At 59.3% G+C, this 16,128-nt stretch carries 22 protein-coding genes; 7 read left to right on the top strand and 15 right to left on the bottom strand.

The annotated features are described in order from the left end of the window. The first annotated feature begins 121 nt into the window (after window positions 1-121). A complete protein-coding gene (locus tag AC2FI7_RS06450; protein WP_496816052.1) occupies window positions 122-1,498 on the top strand; it encodes a multicopper oxidase family protein in 1,377 nt (458 codons plus the stop codon). A 2-nt stretch (window positions 1,499-1,500) separates the two neighbouring features. Here AC2FI7_RS06450 and AC2FI7_RS06445 read toward each other — a convergent pair whose 3' ends face one another. The 12 genes from AC2FI7_RS06445 to folK form a co-directional block, all read right to left on the bottom strand. Further along, window positions 1,501-2,013 (bottom strand): GNAT family N-acetyltransferase, encoded by a 513-nt coding sequence (locus tag AC2FI7_RS06445; protein ID WP_010437699.1) that lies wholly within the window; start codon window positions 2,011-2,013, stop codon window positions 1,501-1,503. Between the two features lie 19 nt (window positions 2,014-2,032). Then, window positions 2,033-2,710: a ribonuclease III gene (rnc, locus tag AC2FI7_RS06440; RefSeq protein ID WP_010437698.1), complete on the bottom strand. Its 678-nt coding sequence runs from the start codon at window positions 2,708-2,710 to the stop codon at window positions 2,033-2,035. Beyond that, window positions 2,707-3,546 carry a signal peptidase I gene (gene lepB / locus AC2FI7_RS06435; RefSeq protein WP_010437695.1) on the bottom strand — a complete coding sequence of 280 codons (840 nt, stop codon included), beginning with the start codon at window positions 3,544-3,546 and terminating at the stop codon, window positions 2,707-2,709. Before lepB ends, rnc begins: the two co-directional genes overlap by 4 nt. Before the next feature lie 59 nt (window positions 3,547-3,605). Then, complete coding sequence (gene acpS, locus AC2FI7_RS06430; RefSeq protein WP_010437693.1) at window positions 3,606-4,025, bottom strand: holo-ACP synthase; 420 nt, start codon at window positions 4,023-4,025, stop codon at window positions 3,606-3,608. 1 nt (window position 4,026) lies between these two features. Continuing rightward, complete coding sequence (locus tag AC2FI7_RS06425) at window positions 4,027-5,004, bottom strand: NADPH:quinone reductase (RefSeq protein ID WP_496816051.1); 978 nt, start codon at window positions 5,002-5,004, stop codon at window positions 4,027-4,029. Window positions 5,005-5,020: 16 nt separating this feature from the next. Next, entirely contained in the window at window positions 5,021-5,347 is a 327-nt protein-coding gene (locus tag AC2FI7_RS06420; protein WP_029621611.1) for a Dabb family protein, read from the bottom strand. A gap of 16 nt (window positions 5,348-5,363) precedes the next feature. Continuing rightward, entirely contained in the window at window positions 5,364-5,987 is a 624-nt protein-coding gene (locus AC2FI7_RS06415) for a LysE family translocator (protein WP_010437687.1), read from the bottom strand. Further along, the gene (locus tag AC2FI7_RS06410; RefSeq protein WP_010437686.1) at window positions 5,984-6,730 is read right to left on the bottom strand and encodes a pyridoxine 5'-phosphate synthase; all 747 of its coding nucleotides are present in this window, start codon (window positions 6,728-6,730) and stop codon (window positions 5,984-5,986) included. Before AC2FI7_RS06410 ends, AC2FI7_RS06415 begins: the two co-directional genes overlap by 4 nt. Then, window positions 6,723-7,421: a DUF2062 domain-containing protein gene (locus tag AC2FI7_RS06405; RefSeq protein ID WP_010437684.1), complete on the bottom strand. Its 699-nt coding sequence runs from the start codon at window positions 7,419-7,421 to the stop codon at window positions 6,723-6,725. Before AC2FI7_RS06405 ends, AC2FI7_RS06410 begins: the two co-directional genes overlap by 8 nt. A 16-nt stretch (window positions 7,422-7,437) precedes the next feature. Further along, window positions 7,438-9,570: a RelA/SpoT family protein gene (locus tag AC2FI7_RS06400; RefSeq protein WP_010437682.1), complete on the bottom strand. Its 2,133-nt coding sequence runs from the start codon at window positions 9,568-9,570 to the stop codon at window positions 7,438-7,440. A gap of 26 nt (window positions 9,571-9,596) precedes the next feature. Next, complete coding sequence (gene rpoZ / locus AC2FI7_RS06395) at window positions 9,597-9,950, bottom strand: DNA-directed RNA polymerase subunit omega (RefSeq protein WP_010437681.1); 354 nt, start codon at window positions 9,948-9,950, stop codon at window positions 9,597-9,599. A gap of 94 nt (window positions 9,951-10,044) precedes the next feature. Next, entirely contained in the window at window positions 10,045-10,626 is a 582-nt protein-coding gene (gene folK / locus AC2FI7_RS06390; protein WP_010437679.1) for a 2-amino-4-hydroxy-6-hydroxymethyldihydropteridine diphosphokinase, read from the bottom strand. A gap of 125 nt (window positions 10,627-10,751) precedes the next feature. On the opposite strand from folK, the gene AC2FI7_RS06385 reads away from it, so the two are divergent. The 6 genes from AC2FI7_RS06385 (at window position 10,752) to AC2FI7_RS06360 (ending at window position 14,769) form a co-directional block, all read left to right on the top strand. After that, entirely contained in the window at window positions 10,752-11,327 is a 576-nt protein-coding gene (locus AC2FI7_RS06385; protein ID WP_010437678.1) for a LabA-like NYN domain-containing protein, read from the top strand. 200 nt (window positions 11,328-11,527) lie between these two features. Further along, window positions 11,528-12,478: a 4-hydroxy-3-methylbut-2-enyl diphosphate reductase gene (ispH, locus tag AC2FI7_RS06380; RefSeq protein WP_010437676.1), complete on the top strand. Its 951-nt coding sequence runs from the start codon at window positions 11,528-11,530 to the stop codon at window positions 12,476-12,478. After that, on the top strand, window positions 12,475-13,065 hold the full coding sequence (locus AC2FI7_RS06375; RefSeq protein WP_010437674.1) for a class I SAM-dependent methyltransferase: 591 nt from the start codon (window positions 12,475-12,477) through the stop codon (window positions 13,063-13,065). The genes ispH and AC2FI7_RS06375 overlap by 4 nt, the downstream gene beginning before the upstream one ends. Continuing rightward, the gene (gene rnhA / locus AC2FI7_RS06370; RefSeq protein WP_010437672.1) at window positions 13,058-13,525 is read left to right on the top strand and encodes a ribonuclease HI; all 468 of its coding nucleotides are present in this window, start codon (window positions 13,058-13,060) and stop codon (window positions 13,523-13,525) included. The genes AC2FI7_RS06375 and rnhA overlap by 8 nt, the downstream gene beginning before the upstream one ends. Continuing rightward, entirely contained in the window at window positions 13,522-14,145 is a 624-nt protein-coding gene (locus AC2FI7_RS06365; RefSeq protein ID WP_319546470.1) for a trimeric intracellular cation channel family protein, read from the top strand. The genes rnhA and AC2FI7_RS06365 overlap by 4 nt, the downstream gene beginning before the upstream one ends. Before the next feature lie 24 nt (window positions 14,146-14,169). After that, window positions 14,170-14,769: a COG3904 family protein gene (locus AC2FI7_RS06360; protein ID WP_496816050.1), complete on the top strand. Its 600-nt coding sequence runs from the start codon at window positions 14,170-14,172 to the stop codon at window positions 14,767-14,769. Here AC2FI7_RS06360 and speB read toward each other — a convergent pair. The 3 genes from speB to AC2FI7_RS06345 all read right to left on the bottom strand — a co-directional run bounded on the left by speB (window position 14,766) and on the right by AC2FI7_RS06345 (window position 16,124). Further along, a complete protein-coding gene (speB, locus tag AC2FI7_RS06355) occupies window positions 14,766-15,587 on the bottom strand; it encodes an agmatinase (RefSeq protein ID WP_496816049.1) in 822 nt (273 codons plus the stop codon). The genes AC2FI7_RS06360 and speB overlap by 4 nt on opposite strands. A 62-nt stretch (window positions 15,588-15,649) precedes the next feature. Next, window positions 15,650-15,886, bottom strand: a complete 237-nt coding sequence (locus AC2FI7_RS06350) for a GlsB/YeaQ/YmgE family stress response membrane protein (RefSeq protein ID WP_010437667.1) — start codon at window positions 15,884-15,886, stop codon at window positions 15,650-15,652. A gap of 1 nt (window position 15,887) precedes the next feature. Next, window positions 15,888-16,124, bottom strand: coding sequence for a hypothetical protein (locus AC2FI7_RS06345; protein WP_010437665.1), 237 nt, complete (start codon window positions 16,122-16,124; stop codon window positions 15,888-15,890). Window positions 16,125-16,128 lie beyond the last annotated feature (4 nt).

Genomic DNA, 16,128 nt, shown 5'->3' with positions numbered 1-16,128 from the left:
AGCAGAATGGGCGGGCGGGCCAGAGGGATTTGTCGCATTGCGGTCATGCGTCTGGGGTGGCAGCAATGCGCTGTGCCAAGCCGCATCCAGCCAGGCGTTCATTCTTTCAGTGAGGCGAGATATGAGACGTCGCGAGTTTCTTTTGGGCAGCGGGGCTGCTGCAGGTGCGTTGGGACTGGGTGGGTTCGCGTTGGCGTCAAACCCGCAAGAGTTGGTGATCCAACCCGCAAGTTTTGCGCTACGTGATCAGGTGACGGACGGGATGGTCAGCCTGTCGCCGGACGCGCCTCCCCCCGTTCTGTATGGAAATCAGGGTGAGGTGATGCGGCTGCCGGTGCGCAACACGCTGCCCGACTATACGGCGATGCATTGGCATGGCTTGCGTATTCCCAACGGGATGGACGGGGTGCCTTATCTGACGCAGATGCCAATGGGCGAAGGTGATCAATTCGACTATGAATTCATACCCCCGGACGCGGGCACCTATTGGTACCACCCTCATTGTATGACGATGGAGCAAATGGCGCACGGGTTGACTGGGGTCATGGTGATCGCCGAGGCCGAGGACCCGGGGTTTGACAGCGAGCAGGTGATCAACCTGCGCGATTTCCGGCTGGATGAGGTGGGCGCGTTTCTGCCCGCTTATACGCCGCGCGGAGCGGCTCGGGCGGGGACATTTGGCAATGTGCATACTGCAAATTGGTTGCAGGCGCCGGTTTATGATCACCCCGCCGGAGGTCTGGTTCGGTTGCGCGTGGTCAACACCGATACGACCCGGATTTACAAACTGAACCTCGACCATGCCGAGGCCCGGATTATCGCATGGGACGGGCATCCGGTGGACATTGACGTGCCTCTGCCCAGCGTTGCGGAGCCGTTACTGCTTGGCCCCGGCCAGCGTGTCGATTTCGCGGTGAAGATGCCCGAGGTTGAAGGGAAGACCGTGAACCTGATCGCGAAGCTGCCCGGTCAGCCGCTGCGGTCCATGGTCGGGTTGCAGGCGGTAGGCGCGTCTGTGGCGCGGGATATGCGAGATCTTAAACCTCTGGCCAAAAACCCTGTTGCACGGCCCGATCTGAACAAGGCCGAGCTGCACGAGTTTGTCTTTGGTTGGACGCCAGAAGGCGGAGAACCCAATAACGGCTTTTGTGGCTCGCTGGGGTACAATTTCTGGTCGATCAATCGTAAGCCTTGGCCGGGAGATGCCGCGCAAGATGTGGGGCCTCTGGCCACTTTGCAGATGGGCAAAAGCTATGTTCTGCGGCTGCGCAATGAATCCCCCAACCTGCATCCGATTCATTTGCACGGGTTGGTCTTCGCGCCTTTAAAATCAAACTTGCGCAAACTGCCTCCGCTGATGACCGACACGATGTTGCTGCTGAAAGATGAGGTGGTCGAGATTGCGCTGGTCGCGGATAATCCGGGTGATTGGGCGTTTCATTGCCATGTGATCGAGCATCAGAAAACCGGACTGACCGGGTTCGTTCGCGTGGTTTGATCTTACGGCGAAGTGTTCAATACCAGTACATGGTTCGGGTAGGCTTGGTCCCCGATCCGGAAATCTGTGACACCGACTTGTTCAAACCCTTTGGCTAGATAGAAATCGATTGCGGTCGTGTTCTCAGAATTGGTCGTCAGCCAAATCGACTGACGCCCTTTTTCACGGGTGTAGTCGATCGCTATGTTCAGCAGCGCTGAGCCGACGCCTTTTCCTTGATGGCGGGGCTGGACGTAAAACGTCACTATCTCAAGGTCGGACAGCCCGTCCACAGGTGCGATGCGATCTTCCGCCAGCCGAATGTATCCGTCGATCCCCTCTTCATTTTCAGAGACCATCAAAAGGTCTTGGCCGTCCTGCAACAAGGCTTCGAACCGCGCGGTCGTGAACTCGGACAGTGCGAATTCGGCAAAGAAGGAATTCACGCCGCGCTTTAGGTAGGTTCCGACCCAGACCTCAATCGACAGGGCCGCGAGGCTGGCGGCATCGGCTTTCTGGGCGGGTCTGATCTTCATGATCTGGCCGCGCAGAGGATCAAGACAATTGTTCCAACAGAGCCTTTGCCGCTGCCTGTTCTGCCTGACGTTTGGAGCCAGCGGTAGCTTGTGCCTCGGTCCCGTCCTGCAGTCGCGCGGCGATGGTGAAGATCGGGGCGTGATCGGGGCCAGTGCGTTTGACTTCGACGTAAGCTGGCGGCTTCTGACCGCGGGCCTGCGCCCATTCCTGCAACGAGGTTTTGGCGTCGCGCGCGTCAGCCTCGACCTTGTGGATGCGTTCGCCCCAGAGGGCGAGGATCACGTCGCGCGCGGCCTCGAAACCTGCGTCACGATAGACGGCGGCGATGACCGCCTCCATTGCGTCTCCCAGCAGGGCCTGTTTGCGGCGGCCCCCGGACAACATCTCGGACCGGCCCAGCTTTAACACCGCACCCAGATCGATCTGACGGGCGACATCTGCGCAGGCCTCTTTGCGCACGAGCGCATTGAACCGGGGAGCCAGCTGGCCTTCGGAGGCTTTCTTGTCAGCTTCAAGCAATGCGGTGGCCATGACGAGACCCAGCACCCGGTCGCCCAGAAATTCCAGCCTTTGGTTGTCGGGGCGCGTGGCAGAAGACACCGAGCCGTGGGTCAGCGCGCGCACCAGCAGTTCGGGGTCGGAGAATTCATACCCCAAGCGCTGCTGGAACGCTTTTATCTCGGCCGATAGCTTCAATTGACCGCCTTGAAGAAGCGATCACCGCGCCAAGTCCAGAAGAACAGCATCGAGCGGCCGGCGGAGGAGAACATGATCCGGTCGGCGCGTCCGATCAGGTTTTCGAAAGGCACAAAACCTACGCCGCCTGCGGATTGCGGCAGGCGGCTGTCGGCCGAGTTGTCGCGGTTGTCGCCCATGAAGAAATAGTGGCCTTCAGGCACGGTGTAGATGCCCGTGTTGTCCGAACCCTGATTACCGATATTCAGCACATCATAGGAGACGCCGTTCGGCAGGGTTTCGATCAGGCGAGACTTTTCGCACAAACCACCAATACCCACGGGGCCGTTTTCACAGCGCGGGCGCAGACCTTGCGGGCCCTGCGGTTCGGCGATCTCGGTGAATACGCCGTCAGGTTGCTGAGGCACCGGCGTGTCATTCAGAATGATCTGGCCCTGGCGAATTTGGATGCGGTCGCCCGGCAAGCCGATCAGGCGTTTGATATAGTCACGGCCAGTGATGGGATGGCGGAAGACGATTACATCACCCCGCTCAGGCTCACCGCCCAGAATGCGAGTGTTTTCATCGCCCTGCATCCAGCCACAGATATCTTCGGCATCGATGTTCAGACCGACGCTGGGGATGATCAGGCTGGGACAGGAAGCGTAGGAGTATCCGTAAGCCATCTTGTTGACGAAGAGGAAGTCTCCGATCAGCAACGTCTGCTTCATCGAACCGGAGGGAATCCAGAACGGTTGAAAGAACAGGGTGCGGAAAACGCCCGCGATCAGCAGGGCGTAGACGATGGTTTTGATCGTCTCCCAAACGGCGTTTCCGGATTTGGCTTCCTCGGCCATACTGCTCTCTCCAGTCTATGCGTGGTTGGGGTGCTACATGCGTGTCAGGTGGGGGCAAGTCAAGGCTGCGCGGGCGCTTCTTGAAGCGGTCGGGCCTCTATCACCACAAAGGCCTGCGCCCAGGGGTGATCATCGGTCAGGGTGACGTGGATGATGGCCTCATGCCCTTCGGGTGTCAGTTCTTTCAGGCGCTCGGCGGCCCAGCCGGTGACATGCATAACGGGTTGGCCTGTGCGCAGGTTGGTCACGGCCATATCCTTCCACGCGATCCCCATCCGTAGACCGGTGCCTAGGGCTTTTGAACAAGCCTCTTTCGCGGCCCAGCGTTTGGCGTAGGTGCCTGCGGTATCGTGGCGGCGTTCGGCCTTGCTTTGCTCGGTCTCGGTAAAGACGCGGATGCGGAACCGGTCGCCGAACCGGTCGAGCGTGCCTTGAATGCGTTCGATATTGGCGAGGTCGGTGCCGATGCCGAGGATCATGTCAGACCTCCAACACCACGGTGCCCAGCTTTTGTCCGGCCTCGACCATCTGGTGGGCGGTGGCCGCATCGCTGAGGTTTCCACCGGGAACAACGGCGTGAGACAATGCGTCCTGTTCCAGCCACTCAACCAACTGCGCCTCGCCGCGACGGCGGGCCGCGGCGTCGAGCTGGTAGACGATCAGCATATGCAGGCGGATGTTCTTGAACATGAAGCCGTAGAAATCCAGTTCGGGCGTCATTTGTGAGGCCGAGGCATAGCTAGCGATGGTCCCGCCGGGGCGGATCATCGAAAGGGAAGCGGGTTGGTTGGCGGCGAAATCGACCTCGACGATGAGGTCAACGCCTGCGCCGTTGGTCATGTCCATCACCGCCTCGGCCACGTCTTGCGTGCGGTAGTTGACCCACTCTGTCGCACCAGAATGGGCGGCTTTTTCGTCTGAACTGACGGTGGTGATAACGCGCGCGCCGCCCAGCGCTGCCATCTGGCAGGCGTAGCGCCCGACCGTGCCAGCTCCGCCGGTGACAAGCACGGTTTTGTCAGTGATGGGGCCGTCGCAATAGAGCCCGTACCAAGCAGTCATAGCGGGGATACCGAAACAGGCGCCTTCGGCAAAGCTGGTGGTGTCGGGCAGAAACACAGCCTGATCGGAAGGCAGCGCGATGTATTGGGCCCCTGTGCCAAAGGCGCGTTGCCATTGGCCGTTCCAGATCCAGACACGTTCGCCGACGCGTGCGGGGTCGACCCCTTCGCCTACGGCCTCAATCACGCCGGCCCCGTCCGAATGGGGGACAATCATTGGGTATTGCATCACCGCACCCGGACGCGCGCCGCTGCGCAGCTTGACATCTGAGGGGTTGATGCCGCTGGCGTGGACACGGACCAAAACGTCGCCTGCGCCGGGCTCAGGCGTGGGCAGCTCGACCAACTCAAGGACATCCGCCGCCGCGCCGAATCTGCGATAGGTGATTGCTTTCATGACAGTCCCTCGTCTCCTATTGGTCAACCGTGTCAGGCATTTCCAGATCGAACACCAAGACACCCTCGGCCCCGTCCACGCACAGCGCGACAAGCCGTGCGCCAAGTAGCTGGTGAGTTTCGTCACTGGCATAACGCCGCAGGTCGACCTCAGCCGCGAAATCCAGCGTGAAGCCGTAGGGATAGCCCGGGGATTTTGCCTCAAAGTCGCGATTTGGGCCGTGGATGAAGCCACCGCAGCCCGGCAAGCGGTTTGCAGCCGTGCTCAGCCCGTCCATCACAGCGGCAAGCTCTACCGCGTCATGATCGGGCCTGAGGCGCAGCATCACGCAATGTCGGATCATCCTTGCACCCCAGAGGTCATGACAAGCGCACCGTGAGGATCTTGTAGCTGGCGACGCCAAAGAAGCCCGCGAAGGCGAAATCAAACCAGCGGCGGGCACTTCGATAGGCGTTGACCATCCGAGCAGACGAAAACAGAAAGGCGTAGCCGATGAAGATCAGCAGCGACCCTGCATAGAGCATGGCGAAATAGCCCAGCAGCATAGCAAGGCTGGCATCATTGGGCGCGACGATGGCGTAGATCGAGCCCCAGCTGAGGATCGCCTTGGGGTTGGTCAGGTGGATAGCCGCCCCTTTGGCGAAGATGGTGGACAGAGTGCCGGTGACCGGGTTGCCCAAAGCAACCTCATCCGAGGACAGCGCGCGGCGCAGGGCCTTCAACGCCAGCCAGCCCAGATAAGCGACACCGATATAGCGGATCACCTCAAACACCCAGACATTGGCCAGCATGATCGCCGACAGACCCAAAGCGGCAGCTATGCCCCATGCCGCGGAGCCCGCGCAGATGCCCAGCGCGAACGCGAGCCCGGCGGTGCGGCCTTCGTTCATCGCAGTACCCGCGATGCCCATGGTGGCAGGGCCCGGCGAGCCCCCGGCCATCAGCCAGGCAATCCAGATCGCCACAAAACCAGGGGTGATCATGCCCGCGCCTCGTCCATCAGGCGGCGCATTTCGTGGACCGCTGGTGTAAGGCCGCGGAAGATGGCCTCGCCGATCAGGAAGTGGCCGATATTCAGCTCGCGCACTTCGGGGAAGGCGGCGACGGGTTGCACAGTGTCGTAGGTCAGGCCATGACCCGCGTGGACCTCAAGGCCTAGTGAATGGGCATAGGCGGACATTTCGCGCAGGGCTTCGAGCTCGCGCGCGGATTCGTCCGGTTTGCCCTCGGCATGGAAATCGCAATAGGCGCCGGTGTGCAGCTCGATCACCTCGGCCCCGATGCGATGGGCGGCGTCGATCTGGCGCTGATCTGCGGCGATGAAAATCGACACGCGGCAACCGGCGTCGCGCAAGGGCGCAATGAAATGGGCCAGCTTGTTTTCTTCGCGCGCGACTTCGAGCCCGCCTTCGGTTGTACGTTCCTCGCGCTTTTCGGGAACGATGCAGACAGCGTGTGGCTTATGGCGCAGGGCGATTTTCTGCATCTCGTCCGTCGCGGCCATCTCGAAGTTTAGCGGTACCGACAAGATGTCCATCAACCCGTCGATATCGGCATCCGAGATGTGGCGGCGATCTTCTCGCAGATGTGCTGTGATGCCATCGGCCCCGGCCTCTTCCGCGATCCGGGCGGCGCGTAGTGGGTCGGGATAGGCCCCGCCGCGCGCATTCCGCACGGTGGCTACGTGGTCAATATTCACGCCCAGACGCAAACGGTTGTCAGACATCTTTCGAATCCTTCATTGTCCCTGAAGACGAGCCTAGTGGGTTTGTCACTGAAACGTCAGCCTCTGCCTGTGCCAAACGCTTGATTTGTTCAAACTTTGCTTTGATCCTGGAGCGGCGGCGCTGCTGGTATGTGCGGATCAGCGGCAGGCTGAGATAGCCGCAGACAACACCGGCCACAATGCCCGGAATGACACCGCCAACCATGTAAGGAAAGAACACATCGTCATAGAAGCGGCTGAGCCCATGCCAGTCAGCTTCGCGACCGGTGAACATCGCAATGCAATTGTCTTTGAGATCACCCATCGCATCGGCGAATTTCCCCATCAACCCGTGCGTGTCGTGCTCACGATATCGGGTACCCAACAGGAAATGCCCGGTTTGCAAGCTCACCACCCCGATCGGCACATAGGTCAGAGGATTGCCGAAGAATGTTCCGCTGAGGGCAGCCAATATGTTGCCATTGAGCAATCGAGCCAGCACGGCGGCGACGAGAAAATGCAAACCATAAAATGGTGTAAACGAGGCAAACACCCCTGCCCCGATGCCACGCGCGATGCGTTCAGGGGTGTCAGGCAGGCGGCGCACCCGATGTTTGACATAGTGAAAGGCACGGGTCCAACCGCCGCGCGGATAGACAAACTCTGACGCAACTTGGACAGGCGAGCGGCGATCTCGGCGCTTGAAAACCACTCGTGATCACCCCTTCTCAGCCAGCCGCGACGGCAGTTTTTTTGCTTTCCCGATACCGTTCGACTGCGGCAACATCGCTTTCTGCCTCAAGCATAAGCATCAGCGAATGCAGTTGTTCAAGATCGCGCAGTTCGACGTTGATCATCAGACGGTAAAAATCCGGTTTTCGGTCGACAAATTCGAGGTTCGAGATATTGGCCTTTTTCTCGCCGATCAATGTGCAAATACGCCCCAGGACCCCGGCATCGTTACCGATAGTCAGATCAAGCGTCGCTCCATAGACAGCTGGGTGCGTGCCCGCATGCCAGTGCAGATCGACCCAGCGCTCGGGTTCATCTTCGAACTCGGTCAGACGGTCGCAGTCGATGGCGTGCACCTCAACGCCCCTGCCGCGATATGTGATGCCAACGATGCGTTCACCCGGCAATGGCTGACAACAAGGCGCACGGTCGAATTTCTGGCCGGGCTCAAGCCCGATCACAGCGCGGCGGGGCGAAATCGCGTCGCCATCGTCCTTGGTGAGCTCGGGATATACAGCCTCGACCACCTCATGGGCGGTCAGTTCGGCGCTGCCCAGACGGGCCAACAATTCGTGTCGGTCTTTCAACCTCAGGTGTTTTGCAGCGGTATCCAATGCCTTGTCGGTGGCCTTACGCCCGACATTTTCGAACCCCGCACGTGCCAGTTCCTTGCCCAGCTTGATGAAACGTTCCCGGTCAACCTCACGCAAGGCGCGGCGGATCGAGGTGCGGGCTTTGCCGGTGACTGCGATCTCAAGCCACGTGACCTGTGGGCTCTGGCCATCGGCGGTGATGATATCCACCGACTGTCCGTTCTTGAGCCGGGTCCAAAGTGGTACACGAATTCCGTCCACCTTGGCGCCAACACAGGCATGCCCGATACGGGTGTGGATCGCATAAGCAAAATCGATCGGTGTTGCCCCGCGCGGCAGTTTCACCACGTCGCCCTTAGGGGTGAAACAGAACACCTGGTCCGAATACATTTCGAGCTTGACCGCTTCGAGGAAGTCTTCGTGATCATCTTCGCTGTCGAACTGTTCCGTCAGGTTTGCGATCCATTTGGCCGGGTCCACGGCAAAAGGGTTTTCGGACCGGACACCATCGCGATAGGACCAGTGTGCCGCCACGCCGGTTTCGGCCACGTCGTGCATCTGACGGGTGCGGATCTGAACCTCGACCCGTTTACCGTCGCGCCCGGACACAGTCGTGTGGATCGAGCGGTAACCGTTCGATTTCGGCTGGCTGATATAGTCCTTGAACCGACCCGGCACCGCGCGCCAGCGCTGGTGGATCGCGCCGAGGGTGCGATAGCAGTCTTCCTCGGACCCGGTAATGATACGGAACCCATAGATGTCGGACAGGCGCGAGAAGCCTTGGTCTTTCTCCTGCATCTTGCGCCAGATCGAATAGGGTTTCTTGGCACGGCCAAAGACTTCGGCCTCGATCCCGGCTTTTTCCAGCTCGTGCCGCATGTCGCCGGTGATGCGGTGGATCACGTCGCCGGTTTCACGCTGCAAGGTGATGAAGCGGCGGATGATCGACTGGCGGCCTTCGGGATTCAGGACACGAAAGGCGAGATCTTCCAGTTCCTCGCGCATCCATTGCATCCCCATGCGACCTGCAAGCGGTGCGTAGATGTCCATCGTCTCGCGCGCTTTTTGCACCTGCTTTTCGGGGCGCATCGCCTTGATGGTGCGCATATTGTGCAGACGGTCGGCGAGCTTGACCAGAATGACCCTCAGGTCCTTGGACATGGCCATGAACAGTTTGCGGAAGTTTTCGGCCTGCTTGGTCTCGCGGCTGGAAAGCTGCAGGTTGGTCAGCTTGGTGACGCCATCGACCAGCTTGGCGACCTCATCGCCGAACAGTTCGGAAACCTTGCCATAGCTGGCCTTGGTGTCTTCGATCGTGTCGTGCAGCAGGGCCGTTATGATGGTCGCATCATCCAGACGCTGTTCGGTCAGGATGGCGGCAACGGCAACAGGGTGCGAGAAATAGGGCTCGCCAGAGTGGCGGAACTGCCCTTCATGCATCTGAAGGCCAAATTCATAGGCCCGTTCGATGCGCTCGGCATTTGTCTTGGGATTGTAATTGCGGACCAGCGCAATCAGGTCTTCTGCTGAAATCATCCGGTCCGCACCTTTGTCGTTGGGGCTTACCCCTGGCCCTGAGCCTCCATCAGCGCGCGCAGGAGCTTTTCTTCCGACATGTCGTCATCCGCAGGCTTGTCGGATTCCGCACCCATCAGCAGCGCCATCTGATCTTCTTCGGGCTCATCAACCTCGATCTGGGTCTGGTTGGCCTCGATCAGACGCTCGCGCAGTTCATCAGCGCTTTGAGTTTCATCGGCGATTTCGCGCAGCGAGACAACGGGGTTCTTGTCGTTGTCGCGATCAACAGTGATCGGGCCACCGGCGGAAATCTCGCGCGCCCGGTGGGCTGCAAGCATCACCAGTTCGAACCGGTTCGGGACCTTGTCTACACAATCTTCGACCGTAACGCGGGCCATGGGGCGCTCTCCGTAAATGAATCCGTGGCAGGAAGGGGTTTATCTAAGCGCGAATCCCCGCCTTGACAAGCAGGAAATGCCGCGAATGCGAGGATCACAGAGGCTTAACCTCTACCACATCCTCGCGTGGCAGTGCGGCAACCATCTGCGTGACTGTCTTGTCCAGTACTGGATGGCGCCAATCGGGGGTAACATCTGCCATCGGCACCAACACAAATGCGCGGTCCTGCAGACGTGGATGCGGCAGGATCAAGTGTTCCGGAGCGGATATGGCCTGTTTTTCATGCGGAAGGGTTAGCCAGCGGTGATATTCCACATCATCCGGTAGCACCAAATCGTCCCAACAGACCAGATCAAGGTCCAGCGTGCGCATCCCCCAACGTTGTTCGCGGGCGCGCTCGAAATCATGTTCGATACGGTGCAGCAGCGCTAGGACCTCGTGCGGGCTCTGATCCGTTTCAATCGAAACCGCCGCATTAACGTAGTCTGGCCCGGCCCCCGCAGGAAAGCAGGGCGTAGCAAAAAACCGACTTTTTGCGCGAATCACCAAGCCTGCCTCGGCCATTGCGACCAATGATTGCTCAAGTGTCACCTTGGGCCCATTACCTCTCAGACTGAGATTTGCACCAAGGGCAATGACCGCTTTTGACAAAGATTTGTCCACTTCGAACCCCATATTCGGAACAGAGAATGCTTGCGATGTAGGCAAAAAGGCCTATTTTAGAGGCACCATTGCACTGACCAATTCATTTTCACTCACGGAGCTCACGGTGCGGTGGCTTATACCGGAAGGACCATTTTATGTTTTACAAGGACGAACGGCTAGCGCTGTTCATCGACGGCTCGAATCTTTATGCAGCCGCCAAAGCACTGGGGTTTGACATCGACTACAAGTTGCTGCGCCAAGAATTCATGCGCAGAGGCAAACTGCTTAGAGCTTTCTACTACACAGCGCTACTGGAAAATGACGAGTATTCGCCGATTAGACCTTTGGTGGACTGGCTGCATTACAACGGCTTCACCATGGTCACCAAGCCGGCCAAAGAATACACCGACAGCATGGGGCGTCGGAAAGTCAAAGGAAACATGGACATCGAGTTGACCGTTGATGCCATGGAACTGGCACCACGTGTAGATCATATCGTGCTGTTCTCGGGCGATGGGGATTTCCGCCCGCTGATTGCCAGCCTGCAGCGTCAGGGCGTGCGCGTTTCGGTTGTCTCGACCATTCGCAGCCAGCCACCGATGATTTCGGACGAGCTGCGCCGTCAGGCCGACAACTTTATCGAGCTGGAGGACCTGCGCGACGTGATCGGAAGACCTCCACGCGAGATGCCGCTTGAACCGCGCAGCGTCGCCGCTGCAGGCGGTCAGTAACACCAAGCCCGATTACCCACTCACGATGTGGGGCGATGAAATGTACGGCCAGGGCTAAAAGCCCTGGCCGCGCTACTTTTAAAGGGATAGGTGCTAAAAACATTCCTTTTCTAACAGCGATTCATGTCAGGTAAATGACGTGCTGCTGTCTGGACCATGGCAATGAAAAGACCTAGGTGTCTCGGGCAAGGAGACCGCCCATGACCAAGCCACCACTTATATTGTATCTTGCCGCCCCACGCGGGTTTTGCGCCGGAGTGGATCGGGCCATCAAGATCGTTGAAATGGCTCTGCAGAAATGGGGCGCGCCGGTCTATGTGCGTCACGAGATCGTGCATAACAAATTCGTTGTAGATGGGCTGCGCGCCAAGGGTGCGGTGTTCGTCGAAGAACTGGACGAATGCCCAAACGACCGCCCAGTGATATTTTCCGCCCACGGTGTACCAAAATCCGTACCTGCCACTGCCGCCCGGCGCGAGATGATCTATGTCGATGCCACCTGTCCGCTAGTGTCTAAGGTGCATGTCGAGGCGCAGCGCCACGCCGATGCCGGGCTGCAGATGATCATGATCGGTCACAAAGGCCATCCCGAAACCATCGGCACCATGGGACAACTGCCTGAAGGTGAGGTGCTGCTAGTCGAAACGGTTGAGGATGTGTCGCAGGTTGCTGTGCGGGATCCCGATAAACTGGCTTTTGTCACCCAAACCACTCTGTCGGTGGATGACACAAAGGATATCATTGCAGCGCTGGAGGCCCGGTTCCCCGCCATCGTTGGGCCGCATAAAGAAGACATCTGCTATGCAACCACCAACCGGCAGGAAGCGGTAAAAGCGGTTGCGCCGAAATCCGACGCGCTGCTGGTGGTCGGAGCGCCGAATTCGTCAAACTCACGCCGTCTGGTCGAGGTCGCCTCACGTGCGGGCTGCAACTATGCACAGCTTGTCCAACGCGCGACTGAGATCGATTGGCGGGCGCTGGAGGGTATCGCGAGCGTTGCGGTTACTGCAGGGGCCTCTGCCCCCGAAGTATTGGTGAACGAGGTTATCGAAGCCTTCCGCGACCATTATGACGTGACCGTCGAGCTGGTCGAAACCGCGACAGAAAACGTAGAGTTCAAAGTGCCGCGTGTTTTGAGGGAACCTGCATGACTCAGGACAAACGCACGATTGACGCCTACACTGCCCGGGTCGCCGATTATCTGAAAATCCCCCTGCCCCCCGAACAGCTTGAGGCCCGGCAGGCCTTTGCGGATGCGGTCGAGGCGGGCGGATATGTTTTGGATCTGGGCTCGGGGCCCGGATCGGACAGCGCGTTTTTGATGCGCCAAGGGCTAAAGGTGCGGGCGCTGGATGCCACGCCGGCCTTTGTCGAACACGCACGCGACAATGGCGTCGATGCCTATCTAGGCACTTTCGATGACGTCACCGAGGCCGAGGAATACGACGGCGTTTATGCCAGCTTTTCGCTACTGCATGCGCCCCGATCCGATTTCCCGCGTCATCTAAGCGCAATCCACACGGCACTGAAATCCGGCGGTCAGTTGTTTTTGGGCATGAAGCTTGGAACGGGTGAGCATCGCGACGATATTAACCGCTATTATACCTATTATACTCAGCCCGAGATAGAAGAGACTCTGACCACGGCCGGGTTCACCATCGACCGCACCGTGCAGGGGATCGGCAAAGGTCTCGCCGGGTCTTATGACGGGTTCATTCTGGTGTTTGCCCATGCCTGATTTGTTTGCCTATACCGATGGCGCCTGTTCCGGCAATCCCGGTCCCGGTGGCTGGGGCGTGCTGCTACGCGCGATGGATGGTGATACCGTTCTGAAAGAGCGCGAATTGAATGGCGGAGAGGCCGAGACCACCAACAACCGGATGGAACTGTTGGCTGCGATCAGCGCGCTGGAAACGCTAGAGCGAGCATCTGTGATCACCATCGTCACCGACAGCGCCTATGTAAAAAACGGCGTCACCGGCTGGATTTTCGGTTGGAAGCGAAATGGCTGGAAGACCTCGAACAAGAAGCCGGTCAAGAATGTTGATCTGTGGCAGCGGCTGGATGAGGCGCAAGAGCGGCATCAGGTGACTTGGGAATGGGTCAAGGGTCACGCAGGCCACCCCGAGAATGAGCGCGCGGATGAACTAGCGCGTGCGGGCATGGCACCGTTTAAGCCCAAAAAGGAGCAGGCGTGAGCGGGCTTGCCCTGCTGGATTATGCCTCGGTTCTGGTCTTTGCGCTGACCGGGGCCTTGGTCGCCAGCCGGGCGCAGCTGGATCTGGTGGGGTTTGCCTTCATCGCCTGCCTGACAGCGGTGGGCGGCGGCACGGTGCGCGACCTGCTGCTGGATCGACATCCCGTGTTTTGGGTCGGGCAACCCGACTATATCCTGATTGCCTGTGGCGCGGCAGTGCTGGTGTTCTTCACCGCGCATCTGGTGGAAAGCAGGTATAATTGGCTGATTTGGCTGGACAGCTTTGCCCTGTCCATCGCCGTGGCTGCAGGAACGGGTGCGGCCCTTTCGCTGGGACAGACCGGCGTCATTGTGGTGCTGATGGGTGTGACCACCGGTTGCCTCGGCGGGCTGATGCGCGATGTGGTCTGCAACGAGGTGCCGCTGGTGCTGAAACAGGGTCAGCTTTATGTTTCCTGCGCCTTTGCCGGTGCCCTGACAGCGGTATTGGCGGCTCAGCTTGGGTTAACCGGCCTGCCTGCATTGGGGCTATGCGCCTTGGTCTGCTGGTCGCTGCGGGCCGGATCGCTGCTGTTCGGTTGGCAGTTGCCGGTTTACAAGGCCCGACCGCCTCGGCAATAGGGTACAAACAGACACGAGAACGCTATGACCCCCCAACTTTCATTTCTTGCGGCAACGCTGCTGCTGGCGGCTTGTGCAGATCACTACACCCCGGTCACATTCAGGACCGAAGGGGATCAGATCGTGGCGTCTGGTACGATCGACCACACAACGCTCAGCGCGTTTGAAGAGGTGATGGACGAAAACCCAGGGACCAAGACACTGGTACTGCAAAATATCGAAGGCTCGGTGGATGATGACTCGAATGTGGTCTTCAGCCGCGTAGTGCGCGAGGAAGGGTTCAATACGGTCGTACCATCAAACGGTTTGGTCGCCTCTGGCGGAACTGACCTGTTTCTGGCCGGTAACCGGCGGGTGCTGGAACCCGGCGCCTGTGTGGGGGTTCACAGTTGGGGTGGTGGAGGTTACGTGGCCGCGGAACTGCCCGAAGGTCATCCTGAACATGACCGGTATCTTGATTATTTCGCAGATATCGGCGTCGACCCGGACTTCTACTGGTTCACGCTGGATGCCGCATCCGAGGATGAAATGCACTGGATGACCGCATCCGAGGCGAACCGATACGACATGACAACGAGCGCGGCCCCAAGACTTGGGACCGCCGCAATCTGCGATGAGCGCTAGCGCGTCAGCAGCCGTGCGCCGATCTCTTTGACGAATTTCGCCGCCACCATGGCGGTCATTCCATAGGGGTCGCGGTGTGGGTTTAATTCGACAATATCCGCGCCGACCAGTTGACCCTTGAACCGATGGATCAGGTCGATCACCTCACGCGTGCTAAGACCGCCGGGTTCGTGATGCGAAACGCCCGGAGCAAAGGCCGGGTCCAGCGCGTCGAGGTCCAATGACAAGTAAACCGGCCCGTCAAAACTGATCTCCAGATCTGCGCGCCAGTTGCGCATGTCGATCACCTCGACCCCGAATTTGTCGGCCTGTTCCTGCTGATGCGCGTTCATGGTGCGGATGCCGATCTGTACGAGGCGCTTGATCTTGCCGGTCTCCATCACCTGGGCAAACGGGCAGCCATGGCCCAGCGGACCGATCTGCTGGCTGTCATAGAGGTCAGGGTGGCTGTCGATATGCAGGATATTCAACCCCTCATACCGATCCGCATGCGCCTTGATCAGCGGGTACGCAACCGAATGATCGCCGCCCAGTGACAACAACCGCGCGCCGGTTTCGATCCGGGTAGCCGCGCCTGCTTCGATACGATCAATGGGCTCTTGCCCCATCATCTCGAACACATCCAGATCGCCGGTATCTTTGAAGCGCTCGGTTGCGCCCAGATCGGTGCCATCTTCGGCGGTCAGATTGGCCGCGCCGGAATGCAGCGCCTCGCGGATGCGGCCCGGCGCAAAGGCGGGGCCTTGCAGGAACGAGGAATGCAGGTCCAGAGGCACCCCCATCAGGGCGACGTCACCTTTGGTCAGATCATGCGACATGAGAGGCCTTTCAACAAAAAATTGCCCGGACATTGGTCGCAGATCACGGTCGGGTCAAGCGCTCAGCGCCGTATGTATGTCTGCCAGATCCAGATCACCAAAAGCGCCCCCAGAACGGCCCCGACAAACCCTGAGAGCCATCCCATCACGGTGATGAGCGTGCGCAGGACCAAGCCGCCCACCAAAGCGCCGACGATGCCGATCAGCATGGTGGTTGGAATGTCGGCCTCGATCCGCATCAGGCGGGTGGCGAGGAACCCTGCGGCGGCTCCGACGATGATCAGGGCGATGATCGGCATGTCATTTCCTCCAATGGGTGGGCACGATGATCAACGCACCGATCGATGACAACACCGCGTCCAGCCCCGGCGGGCCAAAGCTGATGCCGAACATGATGCGAACGAAATAGAACAGGAAGGCACCACCCACGCAGATGATGATCGATTGCAGATAGCCGTTATGGGTAAAGCCGGTCTGTTCAGACAGATAGCCAACAATCCCGGCAATCACGACCGTGCCCATCATGATCATGAACATTTAG

This window comes from Ruegeria sp. YTSA064, assembly GCF_059610325.1.
Note: the sequence above shows the minus strand (reverse complement) of the source record. Positions and strands in the feature narration are given on the sequence as shown.

Bases quoted from the DNA above. Each gene is read 5' to 3' on its own strand.
- AC2FI7_RS06450 (WP_496816052.1), top strand. From the start codon at position 122: ATGAGACGTCGCGAGTTTCTTTTGGGCAGCGGGGCTGCTGCAGGTGCG.
- AC2FI7_RS06445 (WP_010437699.1), bottom strand. From the start codon at position 2,013: ATGAAGATCAGACCCGCCCAGAAAGCCGATGCCGCCAGCCTCGCGGCC.
- lepB (WP_010437695.1), bottom strand. From the start codon at position 3,546: ATGGCCGAGGAAGCCAAATCCGGAAACGCCGTTTGGGAGACGATCAAA.
- acpS (WP_010437693.1), bottom strand. From the start codon at position 4,025: ATGATCCTCGGCATCGGCACCGACCTCGCCAATATCGAACGCATTCAA.
- AC2FI7_RS06425 (WP_496816051.1), bottom strand. From the start codon at position 5,004: ATGAAAGCAATCACCTATCGCAGATTCGGCGCGGCGGCGGATGTCCTT.
- AC2FI7_RS06420 (WP_029621611.1), bottom strand. From the start codon at position 5,347: ATGATCCGACATTGCGTGATGCTGCGCCTCAGGCCCGATCATGACGCG.
- AC2FI7_RS06415 (WP_010437687.1), bottom strand. From the start codon at position 5,987: ATGATCACCCCTGGTTTTGTGGCGATCTGGATTGCCTGGCTGATGGCC.
- AC2FI7_RS06410 (WP_010437686.1), bottom strand. From the start codon at position 6,730: ATGTCTGACAACCGTTTGCGTCTGGGCGTGAATATTGACCACGTAGCC.
- AC2FI7_RS06400 (WP_010437682.1), bottom strand. From the start codon at position 9,570: ATGATTTCAGCAGAAGACCTGATTGCGCTGGTCCGCAATTACAATCCC.
- rpoZ (WP_010437681.1), bottom strand. From the start codon at position 9,950: ATGGCCCGCGTTACGGTCGAAGATTGTGTAGACAAGGTCCCGAACCGG.
- folK (WP_010437679.1), bottom strand. From the start codon at position 10,626: ATGGGGTTCGAAGTGGACAAATCTTTGTCAAAAGCGGTCATTGCCCTT.
- AC2FI7_RS06385 (WP_010437678.1), top strand. From the start codon at position 10,752: ATGTTTTACAAGGACGAACGGCTAGCGCTGTTCATCGACGGCTCGAAT.
- ispH (WP_010437676.1), top strand. From the start codon at position 11,528: ATGACCAAGCCACCACTTATATTGTATCTTGCCGCCCCACGCGGGTTT.
- AC2FI7_RS06375 (WP_010437674.1), top strand. From the start codon at position 12,475: ATGACTCAGGACAAACGCACGATTGACGCCTACACTGCCCGGGTCGCC.
- rnhA (WP_010437672.1), top strand. From the start codon at position 13,058: ATGCCTGATTTGTTTGCCTATACCGATGGCGCCTGTTCCGGCAATCCC.
- AC2FI7_RS06360 (WP_496816050.1), top strand. From the start codon at position 14,170: ATGACCCCCCAACTTTCATTTCTTGCGGCAACGCTGCTGCTGGCGGCT.
- speB (WP_496816049.1), bottom strand. From the start codon at position 15,587: ATGTCGCATGATCTGACCAAAGGTGACGTCGCCCTGATGGGGGTGCCT.
- AC2FI7_RS06350 (WP_010437667.1), bottom strand. From the start codon at position 15,886: ATGCCGATCATCGCCCTGATCATCGTCGGAGCCGCCGCAGGGTTCCTC.
- AC2FI7_RS06345 (WP_010437665.1), bottom strand. From the start codon at position 16,124: ATGTTCATGATCATGATGGGCACGGTCGTGATTGCCGGGATTGTTGGC.